The 18,165-nt window shown below is 33.3% G+C and carries 14 protein-coding genes; 3 read left to right on the plus strand and 11 right to left on the minus strand.

Going from position 1 to position 18,165, the window contains the following annotated elements; all coding sequences use genetic code 11:
* Positions 1-62: 62 nt before the first annotated feature.
* From QZ659_RS06305 to QZ659_RS06315, 3 genes are all read right to left on the minus strand, one after another.
* Positions 63-248: a hypothetical protein gene (locus tag QZ659_RS06305; protein ID WP_291723623.1), complete on the minus strand. Its 186-nt coding sequence runs from the start codon at positions 246-248 to the stop codon at positions 63-65.
* A 183-nt stretch (positions 249-431) separates the two neighbouring features.
* Entirely contained in the window at positions 432-1,784 is a 1,353-nt protein-coding gene (gene rseP / locus QZ659_RS06310) for an RIP metalloprotease RseP (protein WP_291723626.1), read from the minus strand.
* Positions 1,785-2,055: 271 nt separating this feature from the next.
* Positions 2,056-3,174, minus strand: coding sequence for a hypothetical protein (locus tag QZ659_RS06315; protein ID WP_291723628.1), 1,119 nt, complete (start codon positions 3,172-3,174; stop codon positions 2,056-2,058).
* Positions 3,175-3,256: 82 nt separating this feature from the next.
* Here QZ659_RS06315 and QZ659_RS06320 point away from each other — a divergent pair, with 82 nt between their 5' ends.
* Both QZ659_RS06320 and QZ659_RS06325 read left to right on the plus strand, forming a co-directional pair.
* Positions 3,257-4,234 (plus strand): SIMPL domain-containing protein, encoded by a 978-nt coding sequence (locus QZ659_RS06320; RefSeq protein ID WP_291723631.1) that lies wholly within the window; start codon positions 3,257-3,259, stop codon positions 4,232-4,234.
* A gap of 317 nt (positions 4,235-4,551) precedes the next feature.
* Entirely contained in the window at positions 4,552-6,735 is a 2,184-nt protein-coding gene (locus tag QZ659_RS06325; RefSeq protein ID WP_291723634.1) for a 7TM diverse intracellular signaling domain-containing protein, read from the plus strand.
* Positions 6,736-6,789: 54 nt separating this feature from the next.
* Here the strand turns inward: QZ659_RS06325 and QZ659_RS06330 are convergent, their stop codons facing one another.
* The 6 genes from QZ659_RS06330 to QZ659_RS06355 form a co-directional block, all read right to left on the minus strand.
* Positions 6,790-7,398 (minus strand): heme-copper oxidase subunit III, encoded by a 609-nt coding sequence (locus QZ659_RS06330; RefSeq protein ID WP_291723637.1) that lies wholly within the window; start codon positions 7,396-7,398, stop codon positions 6,790-6,792.
* 54 nt (positions 7,399-7,452) lie between these two features.
* Entirely contained in the window at positions 7,453-8,400 is a 948-nt protein-coding gene (gene cyoE, locus QZ659_RS06335) for a heme o synthase (RefSeq protein WP_291723639.1), read from the minus strand.
* A gap of 52 nt (positions 8,401-8,452) precedes the next feature.
* The gene (locus QZ659_RS06340) at positions 8,453-9,415 is read right to left on the minus strand and encodes a COX15/CtaA family protein (protein ID WP_291723642.1); all 963 of its coding nucleotides are present in this window, start codon (positions 9,413-9,415) and stop codon (positions 8,453-8,455) included.
* 165 nt (positions 9,416-9,580) lie between these two features.
* Complete coding sequence (locus QZ659_RS06345; protein ID WP_291723644.1) at positions 9,581-11,527, minus strand: DUF3857 domain-containing protein; 1,947 nt, start codon at positions 11,525-11,527, stop codon at positions 9,581-9,583.
* A gap of 233 nt (positions 11,528-11,760) precedes the next feature.
* On the minus strand, positions 11,761-12,099 hold the full coding sequence (locus tag QZ659_RS06350) for a hypothetical protein (RefSeq protein WP_291723646.1): 339 nt from the start codon (positions 12,097-12,099) through the stop codon (positions 11,761-11,763).
* 104 nt (positions 12,100-12,203) lie between these two features.
* Positions 12,204-12,692, minus strand: a complete 489-nt coding sequence (locus QZ659_RS06355) for a DUF4494 domain-containing protein (protein ID WP_291723649.1) — start codon at positions 12,690-12,692, stop codon at positions 12,204-12,206.
* 261 nt (positions 12,693-12,953) lie between these two features.
* On the opposite strand from QZ659_RS06355, the gene QZ659_RS06360 reads away from it, so the two are divergent.
* Entirely contained in the window at positions 12,954-15,395 is a 2,442-nt protein-coding gene (locus QZ659_RS06360) for a TonB-dependent receptor (protein ID WP_291723653.1), read from the plus strand.
* Positions 15,396-15,477: 82 nt separating this feature from the next.
* On the opposite strand, the gene QZ659_RS06365 is transcribed toward QZ659_RS06360, so the two are convergent.
* Positions 15,478-16,317 (minus strand): hypothetical protein, encoded by an 840-nt coding sequence (locus QZ659_RS06365; protein ID WP_291723656.1) that lies wholly within the window; start codon positions 16,315-16,317, stop codon positions 15,478-15,480.
* Positions 16,318-16,398: 81 nt separating this feature from the next.
* The gene (locus QZ659_RS06370) at positions 16,399-17,850 is read right to left on the minus strand and encodes a CHAT domain-containing protein (RefSeq protein ID WP_291723658.1); all 1,452 of its coding nucleotides are present in this window, start codon (positions 17,848-17,850) and stop codon (positions 16,399-16,401) included.
* Positions 17,851-18,165: the final 315 nt, after the last annotated feature.

Below are 18,165 nucleotides of genomic sequence, written 5' to 3' on the forward strand. Positions count from 1 at the left end.
ATGTAACATTTTTGTGATACATATTTAAACCCTAAGGAGCTTTATAAACCCTTAGGGTTTTTCTATTCTATAAAGAATTTATTTCTATTTTTATAGGCTTTCTTTAGTGCCTCATTTGGCTCACGAAGATTTTCAATGGTTTCAAAAAATAGTTTTTTATCATGTTCTGTTGCTAAGATTTGATTATGCTTTGCAATATCTCTTTTAGATTCTACACTAGAGGGCGAATTATTTTCGTAATCTGACATAAAAAAGTGATTATGGTAGTGATAAGGCTTGCCTTATCATATAGTAAAACAAAATCACAGTATTTCGTTCCTTTTTAAAAAAATGAGATTGTAGAGATAAGAAAAAGTTTTGATTTCATAAAAAAAGCCCCTTAAAAACAATATTGTTTTTGAGGGGCTTTTTTATAGTTTTCTAGGAATAATTTATAGATTTGCCTTTATCAGTTTCCAAATATCATTTCCAAAAATGAAAATCATAAGACAAAGAATCAAGACCATTCCTACTTTTTGAGCAATTTCTAAGAATTTATCCGAAGGAGGACGACCTGTAATCATCTCATATAAAAGGAACATTACGTGTCCACCATCAAGGGCTGGAATTGGAAGCAAGTTCATAAGAGCCAATACCATTGATAAAAATCCTGTAATTCTCCAAAAACGATAGGCTTCAAATTCTGTCCCAAAAATCATTACCATTCCGATAGGTCCACTCAAAGAATCGGAAGCGTTGATGTCTCCTTTTGCCATTTTCTTATAGGCTTTTGCTTGTACGCCTATCACGCCAAAGGCTGTTTCAGTTCCTACTTTTAAAGATTCTACAAAAGTATAAGGACGTTCTACATAATCTATATCATAGGCAATTCCTACTCCGATAGTACTGTCTGCTGCTACGCTTACAGGCAAAGTAATCGTTTTACCATCTCTTTCCACTACAAAAGAAAGTTCTTTCCCTGCATTCTGATGAAGCATTTTTTGGAAAGAGGCAAAATCTGTAATTGTAGTTTCATTTACTTTAACAACTTTGTCTTTGCTCTTTAAACCTGCCTTACCTGCATTTCTGTCTGGAGCAACTGCACCAATAGCAAAAGAATATTTGTCTTCACGAATTGTTATAAATCTTTTCTCTTCATCTTTTAAATCAGAAGAACTATATTTTTGTAAAAACTCGCTTGTGATGTCAATTTTTTTCTGCTCTCCATTTCTTTCAATCGTATAATATGAATCGTCATTCAAAATGAAAGATGGGTCTAAAAGGTCTTTAAAGGCTTTTGGTTTTTCTCCATTGATATTGATGATTTTATCGCCTGTTTCAAGTCCAATACTTCTACCCAAATCATTTACTTCAATACCGTATTTGTTTACTTCTTCTATCGGAATATATTTTTCGCCATACGTAAAAGCAATGGCAATCATTATCAAAACGCCTAAAATAACGTTGAAAATAATTCCTCCCAACATAATAATCAGACGTTGCCACGCTGGTTTGGTACGAAACTCCCATGGTTCTGGGTCTTTGCTCATTTGTTCTGTGTCCAATGACTCATCTATCATTCCAGCAATTTTGACATAGCCACCAAGTGGAATCGCACTTAGGCAATATTCTGTTTCTCCATATTTAAAACCAAATATTTTTGGGGGAAAACCAATCGAAAACTTTTCTACTTTTACACCAAAATACTTTGCAGCCAGTAAGTGTCCTAACTCGTGCAGACCTACCAAAATAGAAAGAGAAGCCAAAAGCTGCAAAATGCCAATAATTATGCCTTGTATATCCAAAATTTATGATTTAATTGTTGATTTATCTTTGATTATTTTTATTCTGTGAGTTACAGAACAAGGAAAAAATACCTTTGTTGGTGCTTTAGTGAAAGCAACACCAACAAACAGTAGAAACTGTTTCTAAAACCATACAAAAGTAGATTTTAACAATTTACAAAGGTAGTTCTTTTAATTTTTTTTACCAATTTCAGACAAGATGACACTTTTTAATATTTAGCGATTAATTATAAATCATTAATGGTAGCTTTTTGTATTTCATAAGACTTTGTTACTTCCGTTTAGGATTTTTAGTTAATTTTATGCCTGTTTTTTCCTGTTCCCATTCGGCTTCAATCTCTTCTATGCTTTCTTGAGCAGGAGGACTAAAACCAAACTCTTTTTCTTCTAGTTCTCTTACTTTCCACTGTTTGATAGCAACTTGTTTTTTGATAAGTTCTAAGGCTTCACTTATCATTCCTTTCGTTATTTGTCCAAATTGTTGTTGCGATTTTGTATCTATAAGTAGGGCTTCTACTAAAATATCAGTTACTTCTTTCAAAATTCGGTTGTCTTTCGTGGTGGTAGCATCTTCCACTAACTGATTGACAACATTAAAAACAATGTCTGCAATGGCTCGTTCTAGGTTTTGTGCTATAAACTCGCCCATAATAGGAACATTTCCAATAGTTTTTATTTCTGCATTATTTTCTACGGCTTCATTAATGAGAGCTTCTACATAACGTCGGAGTTCGTATTTGTAGTTCGGATAATTCTGTGCTGCAACAACTTGCACACGTTTGGTTACCCAAGTAGTTAGCAGATTGGAGCGAGGCTGAATTACATCTTCTACTATTTTTTCAACAATAGGACTTCCTTTCATTACTTCTCCCTGTACTTCATTCAAAACATTTATCACTACCCTGTCTGAAACTTCTTCTACAAAAATGGAAAAATACTTTCCTGCTGTCTTGTAAATATACGTATCTGATAAGTTGATAACTTTCATCAAATGTAGTTTGTATAAAATTGCTGCTAGACGCAACACACGAAGCGAGCGAAATGAAGGTAAACAACCTAAAACATCGTACCAATGGATAAAAGGATAGAAAAACCAACGATGATATGTATTCAAGTAAATAGCAATCGCCCAACGAACAATAATATCTGTAATAAAAATTCCGACAAAGACTAAGTCTATAAGGGCAAAATTCTTAAAAACATAATCGTGATAAAAATGATAAAATGAATTGAGATATTCTTTCAAAAAATCTTGAACCAAATGGGCAGAAAACAGAAAATTGAAAACTATAAGGGTAAGGTTTATCAAAACCAATATCAAGACACCAATATCTGCCACTACTTGTGCTGTAGAAACTTTATCTTTTTGTAAATTAGAGAGATTTATCATTTTTTTTCATTTAGACCCTAAGGGTTTTCGAAAACCCTTAGGGTCTTGAAATTAACCTTTTACCAAATTTACTTTAAACTTTATGAAAACCACAACAATTCAATCTTTGCTTACAGTTTTTGTTTTGATTTTTTTAAACAGTACAGGCTTTGCTCAAAATAGAGCTAATTATAATTATGGTAATTCTAATTACGATAATTACAGCGACGAACGTCCGACTCAAGTGCTTCCACAAGCGACAATTTTGGGAACGAATCTACAAGAACTAGACGCAACTGTTTTGATGAACGTAACAGCAGACGAATATGTGGCTATGTTTCATATCGAACAAAAAGGAAAAGTTTTAAAAGATGTCCAAGAAAATATGGACAAACGTATTGCTGATTTTCAGAAAGGTTTGTTGGCTCTAGGTATTAAAGAAAACGAAATAATCATTGATTTTCTTTCTCTTGTTCCAGAGTATGAATATGATATTGAGAAAAAACTCTTTAGTAGAACATATAATGAAGTTCCAGTAGGTTTTGAGCTTAAAAAAAATGTACATATTCGTTTTAAAGATAATAAAATCTTAGACCAAATTATTGCTAAAGCTGCTGAAAATGAGATTTATGATTTGTCTAAGGTAGAATATTTTATCAAAGATACTGACAAACTCTATCAGACCTTGCGCCAAAAGGCAGCCCAAATTATCAAGAAAAAAGAGCAAGTATATGATAGCTTAAACATCAAACTTTCAACAGCCAATAAAGTGGCAGATGAGAGTTTTCAAACTTACTTTCCATTCGACAGATACCGTTCGTATAGTGCTATTTCAAAGGGAAAAACATCTTTTTCAAAAAACTCAAAAATCAATAATCAAAACCGTTCGCCAAGTGCATTTTATGAAAAGTTGGATTATGATAATATTGAGTGTATCATCAATCCAACAATTTTAGAGCCTGCTGTTCAACTTGTCTTTACGCTGAAGGTGCGTTATGTACTCGCAAAAGAAAAAGAAGATAAGACTATTTATATTCTGACTGAAACAGGCGACTTGAAAAAAGTACATTTGAAGGAGTAGAATACTAAATACTACTTCAATAAAGTAAGTTAAAGTTGTTTTTTAGAATACTAGACATCCATAGATATTTGTTGTTCTGTAAGTCACAGAGCATGGAAAAAGTACCGTTCATTGGTATTTTAGTGTAGCGATACCTACAATTTTTTTTATCTCATATCTGCTACTCTAGTTGTTTTTAATTGTGTGGTTTTTGGTTTTTTCAGAATATTGTTTTGATAAAGTAATGATTGTGCGTATATTGTTCTTAATGAAAGTGTCTTTATTATTCCCTTTAACTATTTGAGATGCTTTTTAAATAGAATTATTATACTAAACTTATGAAGCCAAAAATACTACTACTTGCTACTTTTGTAGTACTGCTTTTTCTTTGTCAATCATTAGAAGCTCAATCTGAAAAAAACATTTCCTGTAACACTACCGAAAAAATATATAGTGTGGCAGATAAAATGCTGTATTTGGAAGATACAACGAGCCAGTTTATTTCCAATCCGAAGCAAGTTTTAGATTTGCAGTCAAATTTTGTGAGCAATAACGGCAATGTTCTCAACTTTGCCAATACCCAATCAGCCTTTTGGTTTCGTTTTGAGGTGGAAAGAAAAATTGATGAAAAAATATACCTTGAGATAAATAATCCAATGCTTGATTCTATTCTTCTCTTTGAGAAAATTGAAAATGAGTTAAAACTACTAGGAGAGTCTGGAGCTGCCTTTGATTTTCAAAAAAGAGAAGTGCAATATACAGAGCCTAATTTCTTATTGCCTTTACTAGAAAACGAAAAAAAGACATTTTATCTCTATATCAAAAGTAATTTTCCTACACAAACTACGGTTACTATAGGAACAGCCAAAAAACTATTCGAAGAACAGCATCCATTCGATGTAGCTATCGGAATTTATATCGGAATTATGTTGGTAATGGGTTTTTACAATCTTTTTGTCTTATTTTCTATACGTGATAGACTGTATTTGTATTATGTAGTGTATGTTTTTGGAATTTGTTTGGTCTATACCATGTTTAAAGGTTATTCCTTTGAGTTTTTATGGGCTAATACAGCAAATATAAATTACTATGTTCCTCCTATTTCTTCGCTAGTAGTATTTTTTATGCTACTTTTTGCAAGAAGATTTTTGGAATTACCTAAAAATGCACCAAGACTAGACAAGATAATTTTTGTTCTATTATTTTTAAATGCAGTCAGTATTATTATTGGGGTTTTGGGTATTTATGGTTTGAGTGCTATTTTAGGACAACTCGCTGTAATTTTGATGGCAGTTTATCTTTTGGCTACAACTATCTATTTGCTTGTCAAAGGGTATAAACCTGCTCGTTTCTTTTTGATAGCTTGGTTTGCGTATTTGGTAGGGCTAATTATATTTATCTTGCAACTTAATGCAGCTATTCCTCACAACTGGTTTACGAACAATGCTATTTTGGCAGGTTCGGCTTTAGAAGTGATGTTGCTTTCATTAGCTTTGGCAGATAGAATAAATGTCTATAAAAAACAAAAAGACAAGGCACAGAAGGAAATTTTGAAAAAAACACTTGAAAATGAAAACCTCATTAAAGAGCAGAATAAAGTCTTAGAAACGAAAGTACAAGAAGCTACAGAAGATTTAAAAGTTACTAATGAAGAATTACTCTCTACCAATGAGGAATTAAATTCTATTAATGAGGAGTTGATAGCCACCGTAGAAACTGTCAAAAAACAGCACAAAGTCATTGAAGATGCTAACAGGAATATTACAGACAGTTTGCGTTATGCTCAAACCATTCAAGATGCTATTTTGCCTTTCGAAGAGCGAATGAGTTTGCATTTGCATGAATATTTTACTTTTTATCGTCCGAAAGATATTGTAAGTGGAGATTTTTACTGGCTCACAGACCTCAAAGGAAAGATTTTTCTAGCTGTGGCAGATTGTACTGGACATGGTGTTCCAGGGGCTTTTATGTCTATGATTGGCTCAGCTGCTTTAGATGCGCTCGTAGATAGAAATGAGCTAGAAGAACCAGACAAAATTTTGGAAGAATTACATATTACCATTCAGAAGGCTCTAAAACAACAAAATACAACTAACGATGATGGAATGGATATCGGACTTTGTATAATGGAATATTTGGACGATGGAAAGTGCAAAATTCGTTTTTCTGGAGCAAAACGTCCTTTGTATTATTTCCAAAAATCTACACAGCAAATTCACGAAATTAGAGGAACAAGACAAAGTATTGGAGGATATTCTAAGAAAGCAAGAATAGACTTTGAGGTAAATGAACTGATTTTGGAAAAAGGAGATAGTTTTTATTTATGTAGTGATGGATATGCTGACCAAAATGATTTGACGGACAGAAAATTTGGTTCTCATTATCTCAAAAAAATGCTTCAAGAAATAGCTATCCTTCCTATGAAGGAGCAAGGCAGAATAGTGAAAGAAAATTTTGATGAACACAAAGGAAATCAGCCTCAACGTGATGATGTAGCCATTATTGGAGTGAGAATAGTATAAAATAAAAAAACGGATATTCATTTTCAGAATATCCGTTTTTTAATATCTTTAGTTTTAATTCAATCCATCTTTAAAGAAATAGAAGAAGAAGAACAGATATATCCAAAGAAGGTCTAAAAAGTGCCAAAAGGTCATGCACATTGCTATTGTGTTCGTGTTTTTGGAGTGTACTTTAGATTGCATTGCCTTTATGAGTGTAATGAAGACAAATATGAGCCCTGCCAAAATATGTGCGCCATGAAGTCCAGAGATAACATAGACAAACGAACCAGCAGGATTACTCTTTTCGCCAGCAAAGAAAACGCCTGCATCTACAAGCTGTCCCCATCCTTTTACTTGTACATACAAAAAGACAAAACCTAGAACTAATGTTAGCCAAAGACCAATTTTTACTTGTCCGATTTCATTTTTTTTGGCTGAAATATACGCCCAGTGCATCGTAACGCTACTCAAAAGAATTACGCCTGTACTCCAATAAAAGAGAGAAGGCAAATCAAAAACGAGCCATTCTTTCAAAATATCTCCCTGTCTTACAATATAACCTGAAGTAAGGGCTGCAAAAACCATGATTATACTGACAATGAAAAGCCACACGTTGAACCTTTTGGGGTTCATTGCATGAGCGTCTTGTTCTTCTATATATATTTTATTTGTTGTATTCATTTTGGTTATATTTTCCTCGTTGATGGTTAAAGTCTCAACGACGGTTAGTAAAAATTATAGTTTATCAAATAATAGAGCTAGTTGTACGATAGGCAGATAAAAAAACGATGAAAACATTAAGAATAATGCTGATTTGTTATCTCCCTTTTTTACTAAAAGCCACGCAGGAACTAAGAATAAAAGTCCAGCAGCAAAAATGACAATTGCTGAAATTTTACCAGACATTCCATAAACGTAAGGCATTAAGCCAACTGGTAGTAAAAAGAGTGTATACATCAAAATTTGAATAGAAGTTCTAAGTGTTTTTCCTCCACTTGGAAGCATTTTAAAACCTGCTTTTACATAGTCGTCATTTCCAAGCCAAGCAATTGCCCAAAAGTGAGGAAACTGCCAAAGAAATTGAATCGCAAAAAGAATGAGCGCAAAATGTGTAATTTCTCCATTAGAAGCTACCCAACCAATAAGAGGAGGAAAAGCTCCTGGGAAAGCTCCGATAAAAACAGAAGAAGATGAAATTCTTTTAGAAGGAGTATAAACGAAAGCATATAAAAAGAGAGAAAGCAGAGCTAAGGCAGCCGTCAGAGAATTGACAAAAGTAACGAGCAAAGCTCCTCCAATAATTGCCAAAATAGTGGCAAAAACTATCCCTTCTGCTGGTGAAATAACTCCAGTAGGCAAAGGACGAGTTTTGGTGCGTTTCATATTCTTATCATACTCTTTTTCAATCACTTGATTGATAGTATTGGCAGAACCTGTAATGATAAAACTGCTAAAGCAAAAAACAGCAAATTTTTTCCAATCAGTAATTTGTTCTACTCCTAAAGCATAGCCAATAGCAGAAGAAAAAACTACTAAAGCCGACAGACGAAACTTGAGAAGCGCAAAAAAGGCTTTAAGTTTTGATGTTTCTGCATGAATAACATCTGTGTTATGTTTGTCTGTTGGTGTTTCTGGAAGTTCTAAGTTTATATCCAAGGTAACGTTATCTGAATTTGTGAGCATAGTGATACGAGTTCAGACCTTAAAGATGTTAAAAATCTTTAGAGTCTAAGTTTCAATATTTTTTCTTGAAGAGTGATTCAAAATTAATAAACAAAATAAGCAGTATATGAATGCCTAAAGCAACAGAAGCCAAAAGCATATGAACAGGCTGTAAAGGTTTTGGAATAGCAAAATATGCCATTATTGTTCCTGTAATAACTTCAATAACCAAAATAGCTAAAAGACTTTTTCCAAGTGCTTGGATGCGTCCATTCTTAGAAGTATTTTTCCAAAGCATATAGACCAAGCCCAAATGAAGTAACAAAACCAATATTGAAAACGAACGATGAATATAAAATGTCATTCCCAAATTTTCTATCCATTCACTTCTAAGAGTATCGCCTAATGTTTTTGAAACTGTATCTACATTTTCTCTGACTTGTGTTCCTAAGATAAGTTGAGCAAAAGCAACTATTGCGCTTAAAAATGTAATGAGATTTAACTTTGAGAGATTACTTACTTTTTCAGTCTTCAATACTCCATTATACGAACGAACAATCGTATAAATTAGAAGCCCTACAATAACAAGAGCCATTACCATGTGAATGGTTATCATTCCCTCATGTAAATCTGTCGAAACCACTTTTGCGCCTAGCCAAGCCTGTACTAAAACAAAGACTAAAGCCAACCAAGAAAGAACAGTAATGAGTTTGTCTTTTTTCCAAAATGAAATAGAAAGAACAGCTGTAATCAAGATGAAAAGCCCAATAAGCGCACCCAAAAGACGGTTTATATATTCTATCCACGTATGAACAGCATTGAAGTCTGCAATTTCACGTCCTTGTATAGCATAAATAGTTTTATAATCTTCTGGAAGTTCACTAATATCTGTGGGAGGAACATATTGTCCAAAACATTTAGGCCAGTCTGGACAACCCATTCCAGAACCCGTGCTACGTACAATTCCACCTACTAAAATGAGTAGATAAACAGCAATGATTGTAGTAATTCCAAATTTACGATAAATGGCAGCCATATATTTTATTTAACCTATTTTTATTGTTAATTTGTTGATAGTTAGGAAAGTAACCGTTCAACAAAAAGGTTTTTGTTTCGGCTGCAAAGGTACAAAAAAACACATAAAAAAGGCTTTCCTAAATGTAGAAAAGCCTATTTATTAGAGGATAAAATCTATGAATACTTACTTTTTCTTCAAAATAATGACTTCACGGTAGGCTTTATTAACTTCTTTTATCATTTTATTCCAATCTTCGAAGCTCTCATTATTCAGAAGTAGATAATTTTTATAATAATTATGTGTGAATTTTACCTTACCTTCTAGTTTTTCATATTTGATTTCATAACCAAACAAATCGTTTTTGAAACTGCTATTTTCTGGCAAATATTCTATCTCATAACCTTCAGGGATTTTTAAAAATGTACTGTTGTTAGTTTGGTACAGATAGTCGTTTTCGATGGGTGCTTTTCGTTCTTCTGTGTCTATTTCGTCGTTGCTAAAGGCTTTTTCCATATTCATATTAATATAAATTTCATCGCCTACAAACTTTGCATAATCTTCAATTCTGAAATCATATTCAATTTTTAGAGCCTCATCTTTTTCATTCAGATTTTTGATGGCATAATCATCTACAAAAAACTTATTATTACCTTTTGTAAAATAACGGCTCATGTAACGCTGTTCATTTTCCTTTGAAAGTCCGTCTATGTAGTGTGTCATGTAGCCTTTTGGATAGCCTTCTGCTTGGTATTTTCCTTTTCCTACTAAGTTTTTATCTGAAATAGAAAGCTCAACAGATTCATTCGAATAGTTTTTTTCTTTATTAATAATCGGAACTAGAGCCACTTTATGCTCCTCTCTTCCCATTCCTAAAAGAGCTTCCTTGCCTTGTATCATAGACGATGGAAAGCCAAACGGAGAATACGAATCTGTCGCATCTAAGAAAATAAATTCTCCCTCTTTGTTTTGGTAGGTTACAATCATGTGATTATCTACAATCGGAGTAGGAAGTTCAGAATACTTATAAGGCAAATCCCTAGAACCAATCCAAGTCAGATACGTATTTTCAATACCTGCCATATTGAGCATTTTGTGGATGATAGATGACATTCCTTTGCAATCGCCGTAACGCTTGGCATACACAAAACTTGCCTCACTAGGTACAAAACCACGCATTCCATCTTCAAAAGCTACATATTTGATGTTGTCTTGTACCCAATAAAAAATATTTCTTACTTTTTCTTCTTCGCTCTCTACATCTTTTATCAGTCCTTGAACCGTTTTGGAAAGCTCTGCATCGTCTTCTAAATTCACTCTACAAGACAAATTAGAATACCAATCATACAAATCAGCTACATTTTTTGCCAGTTTTTGTGTTCGGTTGGGATAGTTGATTTGCGTAACATAATAGACAATATGAGGAGAAAAATAATTGCGACGTGGTGCATTGTCTTCTGCTTTGAAATCTGCCAAGTTTTTTGCACTCCACTCATAAATTATATAGTTTCCTTTTTCTGATTTTTGAAAATCTAACTTTATATCTTCTGTATTGAATAATTTATAGGCAATTTCTATGTCTTTATGAACTTTGAGCGTTAGGCGAGCCGATTTTATAGGCACATAACTATCTAAATAAAATGAACTCAAAAAACGAGGGTCTTTGATATTTTGTGTAATCTCAACTTGTGTACGAGCCTTTGGAGAAACATTTGGCATAATGAAATTGGTAGATTCTAAATCGTCATAGAAAATTCCAGAAGAAGATTCTTTTTCCTTTTTAAAATATTCTACCTTCATTTTTTTGTAACGCTTTCCATTGGGAACAAGTGTAAGGGCATCAATTTTTTCAATCTTAGAAAAATAAGATTCATACGCCTTTTGAGAAGCCAAACCTACTGCACGGTCTGTCAAGAATAATAAGTCTTCGTATTCTATATGTGTAGTGGCTACGGTATCATCTTCAAAATCAATGATTATTTCATCATTTTTTTCTAGTAAAACAGCCATTTTATCTGGAAATTCTTTTTTGTATTGGTTATAAATTTCCTCTGGGTTTTGGCTAAACAAACTCGCTACAAAACCAAAATATAAAATAGGTAGGAATAGAACTTTCAAATTATTTTTAGTCATTAAAGCTATTATTTATTGAAATGGGATAGATTTTCTTCAAAATATTTTTATTCACATCTTTAATTTACGTATTTCCACAATAAAAAGATATAGGCATTAAAAAAAGCTACTAAACAGTTTTTTGTTTTGTAGCTTTTTTTGTTTTCTCATTAGCTATGCTGATTACTTCATAATTCTAAAGAATGAGCTACATTTGTCATCGTTGGTGTCCCCATCAACGACAGACTGAATTATTAGTGTACATGCATATCTGTTTCTATCAAATGCCCTGTTGAATCGAAGTCTATGACTAAATAATAAGGGTCAATGTGAAAGCCTGGATTGCTTCCAATAGGGTATGTCCATTGAATTCTACTTTCAATTGTATCAATATATTTTGGTTCATCAAGCAAACTAAATACTGTATCAATACTCATTCCTTTCAATAGGTAGTTTTCCCTTAAATCTTTTGTCATCTCAAAGCGAGGATTATCTGAACTTTGATTTTGGTTTTTTATCCAAATATCCTTGTTATAATCCTGTTTGCAACTCATACAAGTTACAACTATAAACATAATTAGTAAATATTTCATAATTTTAAAAAAAATAAACGCAAGACAAAATCTTGCGTTAAATGTATGCTCTTAATTTCTCACTTTGCTGTTGTTAGTGTCCCCACCAACAATACAATACATTTCTACTCATCCACTTCCTCTACTTCTGAAATCGGACGAAGGTTTGGCGTAACTCTTTCATCTGGCGACTTATAACGGAACACTTCCACTAAAGGCGTTTTGACAATCTCAATAATTTCATAAGGAACAAGCATAGAAGAATATTCTTTCATCAAGCGATTGTAAGCATCCAACAAATCATTAGCTGCAATCAAGACTTGATTTTTTACTTCACGCTCTTTGCCTTTTGCCTCATCAATGGTTACATAACGCACCTTGCACTTGTAGTAATTATCAACATCTGGATAGGTAAAAACATCTACAAAGTTCATTCTGTTGGCTGCTGCAACTGAAAATTCTCCTCGCATCTGTCTGCCTACTTCTTCGTGCATACGTGCTTCTGCTTCTGTGAGCGTAGTGGCATCAGTAAGGTAGTTATCCTTCATTCTTTTTACTGTGCCGTCTTCTAATTCTTTTGTATAACTGACTTTGCAGAGAAACCAATAATTCATTTTTATATGAGTTTTATATATGAAAATTCTATTCTAAATTTTACCAAAAATACATATTTTTTATAGAAAATGCCAATAGTGTTAGCAGTAGCAAAAATAAATTTTGCTTAACAACTTTTTTACAAACAAATCTTAACAAACTACTGCCTTTTCCCAAAAAAAGCTAAAGACGTGCAACGTTAGTAATAATTGTTTGTCTTTTCATACTATCCAAGCAAATATTTCAATCTAACTACTATTTAATAATTTTCAACCAAAATCATGGGAAATTTAATTACCTCTTTCAAATTATCATTCTTTGTCTTATTCCTTTTTTCTTCTTTTTCTGCCTTGGCTCAAAACGATAGGCATTCCATTATAGGTTCTGCCGAATCGGATAGTGGAGATGCTATTTCATTTGCTGCTGTCGGACTGATGAATGTTGCAGACTCTTCGCTTGCCAAAGCCTCTGTAGCTGATGCAGATGGAAATTTTAGAATTGTAGATGTTCGAAACGGAGAGTATTTTATTATCTTGACGAGTGTAGGCTATCAAAAATTTACTTCTCCAACTATTTCAGTTACTGAAAGCTCTGCTAAAGAAATAAACCTAAATAAATTTGTTATTCAAAGTAATAATGTGCTTGAGGCTGTTGAAGTTACAGCGACAAAACCCATGGTGGAAGTGTTGGCAGACAAAACTGTTTTCAATGTAGAGGGAACACTTGCAGCGACTGGAAATTCTGGCTTAGAAACTTTAAGAAAAGCACCGGGAGTAATTTTGGATAATAATAATTCTATTATCGTTGAGGGAAAAACAGGTGTTCAAGTCTATATTGATGGCAAGCGTTCGGTCTTGCAAGGCGAAGACCTTACCAATTACTTAAATACGTTACAGGCTTCAGATATTGAATCTATTGAAATTATTACACAACCTTCTTCAAAATACGATGCTGCTGGTAGTGCAGGGATTTTGAATATCAAACTCAAAAAAAATAAAAATTTGGGTACAAACGGTTCAGTGGGCTTGGGCTATTCTGTTTGGGACAATCAGCGTTACAACGCTTCGCTTTCTTTGAACAATCGCACAAAAAAGACGAATACATTTTTCACGTATAGCAATCGTTTTGGAGAAACGGGTCGTTTTATTAATCTTTATAGAACTCAAAACGATTTTATTTTTGATAATCGTGCCACGACTATTATTGACCAAAGTAGTCATAATGTAAAATTAGGAACAGACTTTTTTGCAAGTAAAAAAAGTACGTTTGGCGTGTTGATAAATGGTAACTTTAGTAATATGGACATAAATACCACAGCAAGAACGCCTATCAGTAATCAAAGTACAGGCGAAATGCTGCAAGTGTTGCAAGCTGAAAGTATGAATCAAAGAGATTTTTACAACGTGCTTGGAAACTTAAATTATCGTTACGAAGATACTACTGGACATACCTTCAATGTAGATTTAGATTATGGACAGTATAAAAATGATGGAAAAACCTATCAGCCAAATTTATATTATGGAGCAAATGAACAGGATTTAATATCTAGCGTGATTTATGAAATGGTATTGCCTGTTAATATTGATATTGCAACGTTTAAGATGGATTATGAGCAGAATTTTTTGAAAGGAAAATTAGGTGTAGGAATCAAATCTTCGATGGTAAATACAGACAATACGTTTGATTTTTATGATGTAGAAGGAAAAAATAGAGTTTTCAATGAAGAAAAGAGTAATAATTTTGTCTATGAAGAAATTGTAAATGCAGCCTATTTCAATTATAACAGAAGATGGAAAAAAATGAATCTTCAGTTTGGGCTTCGTGCAGAACAGACTCTTTCTGATGGAAAACTAACCAGTACACAAGAAGAAAATAACGAAAGAGTAAAGCGAAACTACACTAACTTTTTTCCAAGTGGAGGTCTGACCTATAATGCTAATCGTAATAACTCTTTTGCACTAACCTACAGCCGAAGAATTGAACGCCCAAATTATCAAAACCTCAATCCGTTCCAACAGCAAATCGATGAGCTTACAGCAAGAAAAGGAAATGCATTTTTACAGCCTCAATATACAGATAATATCAAGTTCTCACACACTTACAAATACACACTCAATACTTCAATAAGTTACAGTTATGTCAGTGATTTTTTTGCACAAGTTACAACTGCACAAGATGAGCGCAGAAGTGTTATTCAAGAGCAGAACATTGCCACACAACAAACATGGAGTTTTAATTTGAGCTATCCTTTTGAGGTCAGTAAGTGGTGGAATGCTTTTGTCAATCTGAATGCTTTTCATAGTTCTTACGAAGGCAAAACAGATGAGTTTGTATCTATCTCACAAAGTACTCTCAATATTTATGGACAAAACACATTCTCTTTACCAAAAGGCTATAAATTTGAAGTTTCGGGGTGGTACAACTCGCCTTCCGTTTGGGGAGGAACATATCAGACAAAAAGTCTTGGTGCAATGGACTTAGCTATTCAAAAGTCATTTTTGGAAGATAAACTCTCTTTCCGTATGTCTATGAGCGATGTTTTCTTTAGTTCGCCTTGGCGTGGAGATACACAGTTTGGAGATGTCTTGATTCAAGGTAGTGGTGGCTGGGAAAGCCGTCAGATACGAGTAAATCTGAATTATACGTTTGGAAACAAACAAGTAAAATCGGCTCGTAGAAGAAAAACAGGTGCAGAAGAAGAGAGTAATCGTGTGGGAGGATAGTATCTTTTTATAGCGCAGGTTTTTCAAAATCTGCGCTATGAATAAATGGAATTGATTGTGAGGTTATCTACATATTCAAAACCTATTTTACTTCTTTTAGTCTAAGGCTAATTTTTGTGTTCACTTCCATACCAAATTTTTCAGCCAACTTTTTGAGTAAATCTTCTTGTCCAGCTAAAGAGTCATTTTCATCTTGGTTATCACTAGCTAAGTTTTTAAGAACCATCGTAATATTCAGATCAATAGTATCAAAGTAGCCTTGAGTTGTATCAAAGGTATAATTGGAAGAACCTTTCAAGTAACATTCATAATTTACATTAGCATCTTCTGGAATTTCAAATTCAGAAACATCTATTATAGTAGAGACTTTGGCTTTAGCATCTTCAAGAGATTCTAACTTTACTTCATTGAAACCTGTAACATTGATAATTGAACCTAACATATTGAAGGGCATACTTATAGGAATTTTACTTGTCTGTCCAACTTTTAGCTTTTCAGACGGAATAGGAAAGAGCGTTTGAGCAAGTAATTCTGTCTGTTGGTTTAAGTTTCCTGCTATTTTACCCAGCTCATCCATGTCTTGCATGAAAAAGTCTGGAGATGATTGTTTCATAGTTTGGGTGGTATCGCCTTCTTCTGAAACTGAAAGCAGAGACATTTCTACATTCTTAAATACTACATCAGCTTTTCCACCCTCTTTTGGAGAAACGATAAGTAGTCCTGTGGCTTTACTCAACATTTTTCCATCCTGCTTACCAAAATTCATCATAGAAGATTTGTTCTCTGATATTTGATGGTATTCATAAGTGAGCTTCTCAAAGTTACCAAACTTCCAACGGATTTCATTTTCTGCTTTTTTCTCTTGGCAAGAAAACAGACCAATAATAATTAAACTAACAACAAACAAATTAATACTTTTCAATGGCTTATATTTTAAATGATAAAACCTTATTTACGAAATAAATGAAAAGTTTGTTTTTGAAAAATTAAGAATAGTGAATTGCTATTCCCCTACCATTACAAAAGCTCCCCAGTAATAAGGTGCTGGGTACTGTTCTTTGAGTTTGAGTTGAGCGAGTTTGAAGGCTTCTCGTTTTGGTTTTCCACTCAAAAATTCTTTATAGAAAGTAGTCATCAAAAGCTGTGTGGCATCATCACTTACTTTCCAAAGCGACATCAAGATTGTTTTTGCACCTGCTTGTCGAAAGGCTCTTTGAAGTCCATACACTCCTTCTCCATTCTGAATATCACCTAAGCCTGTTTCACAGGCAGAAAGAACAACTAACTCTGTGCTATCAAGACTAAGATTCATAGCTTCTTCGGCGGATAAAATACCATCTTCTTCTCCCACTTGTGGGTTTTGGCAACCTGCTAACAATAGTCCACTTCTAAGCAAAGGATTCTCTAAAAGGCTTCTATCTTCTGCTTCTTGCATTGTTGTTATTTTGCCTTTTGGAGGCTGAATAAAAAAGCCATGGGTAGCAATATGTAAAATTGTAGGATTTTTGAGAGCCTTTATGTTTTCTTCTGTGGCTTCCTTTTCCTGTAAAAGGTTTGTGAAAATATTGTTTTTATCAAAAAGAGAATTGATTTGGTTGGTTTCTACTCTTGTTCCTTCCAAAATAGGAATTACAGCTTGTGTTCCTACTACACGTTGTAATCCATTTAGACTTCGGTCTGTACCCTTTATCTTTAGAGTATCTTTTCCATTTAGATTATATGTTGGATAACCTATTAAGAAAGCTTCATAGTTTTTGAAATTTTTGCTTAGGTCAATATCTCTGTTTGTGCCTTTAAACTCTATCAAATCTCTACTGCTCGTAATGAGTTTGATATTTTGTTCTTCTAATATAAACTTCTGTGTTGTTGGGTTTAGAAGTGTATTTAAGTTGAGTTTGTGATATATGCCATCTGGTGAGAAATATATTTTAGAATATCCTTTGTTAGAGAGGCTATCTAGTTTATCTTGAATAGGTTTCCAGTATAAATGATAAGATTCTGTATCGTCTAATGTAAACTCAACGTTATTCTGATAAAAAGTAAATGCTCCGTTTTCAAGTTCATTTCCATTTTCTAATACTAATAGTTCTGGACTTTCAGTGGTTTCTGCTGAGATGATTAAAGCAACATAAACTGTATCAGTAGCTTCATCTTTTAGGTTATATCTTACTAAATGAATCATTTCGATAGCAGCTTCATCTTGTTTTAGTGTTTCTCTGACGTGTTGCCAGTTGTATTCTCTTTGATTGGTATTTTCCTTAAAAGAAGCTGATTTTTTGGAAATTTCTCGCTCTAGTTCATTGATTTGAGATGCCAATTTTGAAATATTGATATTTTTATCTCGCTCTTGAAGTGGTGTTTGAAGTAGATTAATATATTTTTCTTTTTCTTTTTTCCAGTTTTCGTATTGACTTATTAATTCTTTATCTCCACTACCTAAAATTTGCTTTTTCATTTTTTGAGTAGAAGAAAAAATGATTCCTTTTGTAAAAAGCTGTTGGTTGAAGAGGTCTTGACTAATGCTTTTATTGAAAGGATAATAATCCACTGCAAGACCTGCGAAAAGCTCAAAAAAGGGTGAAACTTCTTTAAAATAAAGCCCTTTTTCAGTTTCAGAAAAAGTGGGAAATAAAATTTTTATTTGTTCTCTTTTATTGTGTATTGCTTGCTTATAGTAAAAAGTCGCTTTTGTGTAATTTCTTTCGTTTTTCTCTTGGTATAGGAAACCTAGAACTTGTTTAAGAATGGTTTTCTAGCGCAAGATTCCATC

Origin of the sequence: Bernardetia sp., assembly GCF_020630935.1 — a bacterium.
Lineage (GTDB): Bacteria > Bacteroidota > Bacteroidia > Cytophagales > Bernardetiaceae > Bernardetia.

Excerpts from the sequence above, each read along its gene's own strand:
- QZ659_RS06305 (WP_291723623.1), bottom strand. The coding sequence starts at position 248 with ATGTCAGATTACGAAAATAATTCGCCCTCTAGTGTAGAATCTAAAAGA.
- QZ659_RS06345 (WP_291723644.1), bottom strand. The coding sequence starts at position 11,527 with ATGACTAAAAATAATTTGAAAGTTCTATTCCTACCTATTTTATATTTT.
- QZ659_RS06330 (WP_291723637.1), bottom strand. The coding sequence starts at position 7,398 with ATGAATACAACAAATAAAATATATATAGAAGAACAAGACGCTCATGCA.
- QZ659_RS06325 (WP_291723634.1), top strand. The coding sequence starts at position 4,552 with ATGAAGCCAAAAATACTACTACTTGCTACTTTTGTAGTACTGCTTTTT.
- QZ659_RS06350 (WP_291723646.1), bottom strand. The coding sequence starts at position 12,099 with ATGAAATATTTACTAATTATGTTTATAGTTGTAACTTGTATGAGTTGC.
- QZ659_RS06340 (WP_291723642.1), bottom strand. The coding sequence starts at position 9,415 with ATGGCTGCCATTTATCGTAAATTTGGAATTACTACAATCATTGCTGTT.
- QZ659_RS06320 (WP_291723631.1), top strand. The coding sequence starts at position 3,257 with ATGAAAACCACAACAATTCAATCTTTGCTTACAGTTTTTGTTTTGATT.
- QZ659_RS06315 (WP_291723628.1), bottom strand. The coding sequence starts at position 3,174 with ATGATAAATCTCTCTAATTTACAAAAAGATAAAGTTTCTACAGCACAA.
- QZ659_RS06360 (WP_291723653.1), top strand. The coding sequence starts at position 12,954 with ATGGGAAATTTAATTACCTCTTTCAAATTATCATTCTTTGTCTTATTC.
- cyoE (WP_291723639.1), bottom strand. The coding sequence starts at position 8,400 with ATGCTCACAAATTCAGATAACGTTACCTTGGATATAAACTTAGAACTT.
- QZ659_RS06355 (WP_291723649.1), bottom strand. The coding sequence starts at position 12,692 with ATGAATTATTGGTTTCTCTGCAAAGTCAGTTATACAAAAGAATTAGAA.
- QZ659_RS06370 (WP_291723658.1), bottom strand. The coding sequence starts at position 17,850 with ATGAAAAAGCAAATTTTAGGTAGTGGAGATAAAGAATTAATAAGTCAA.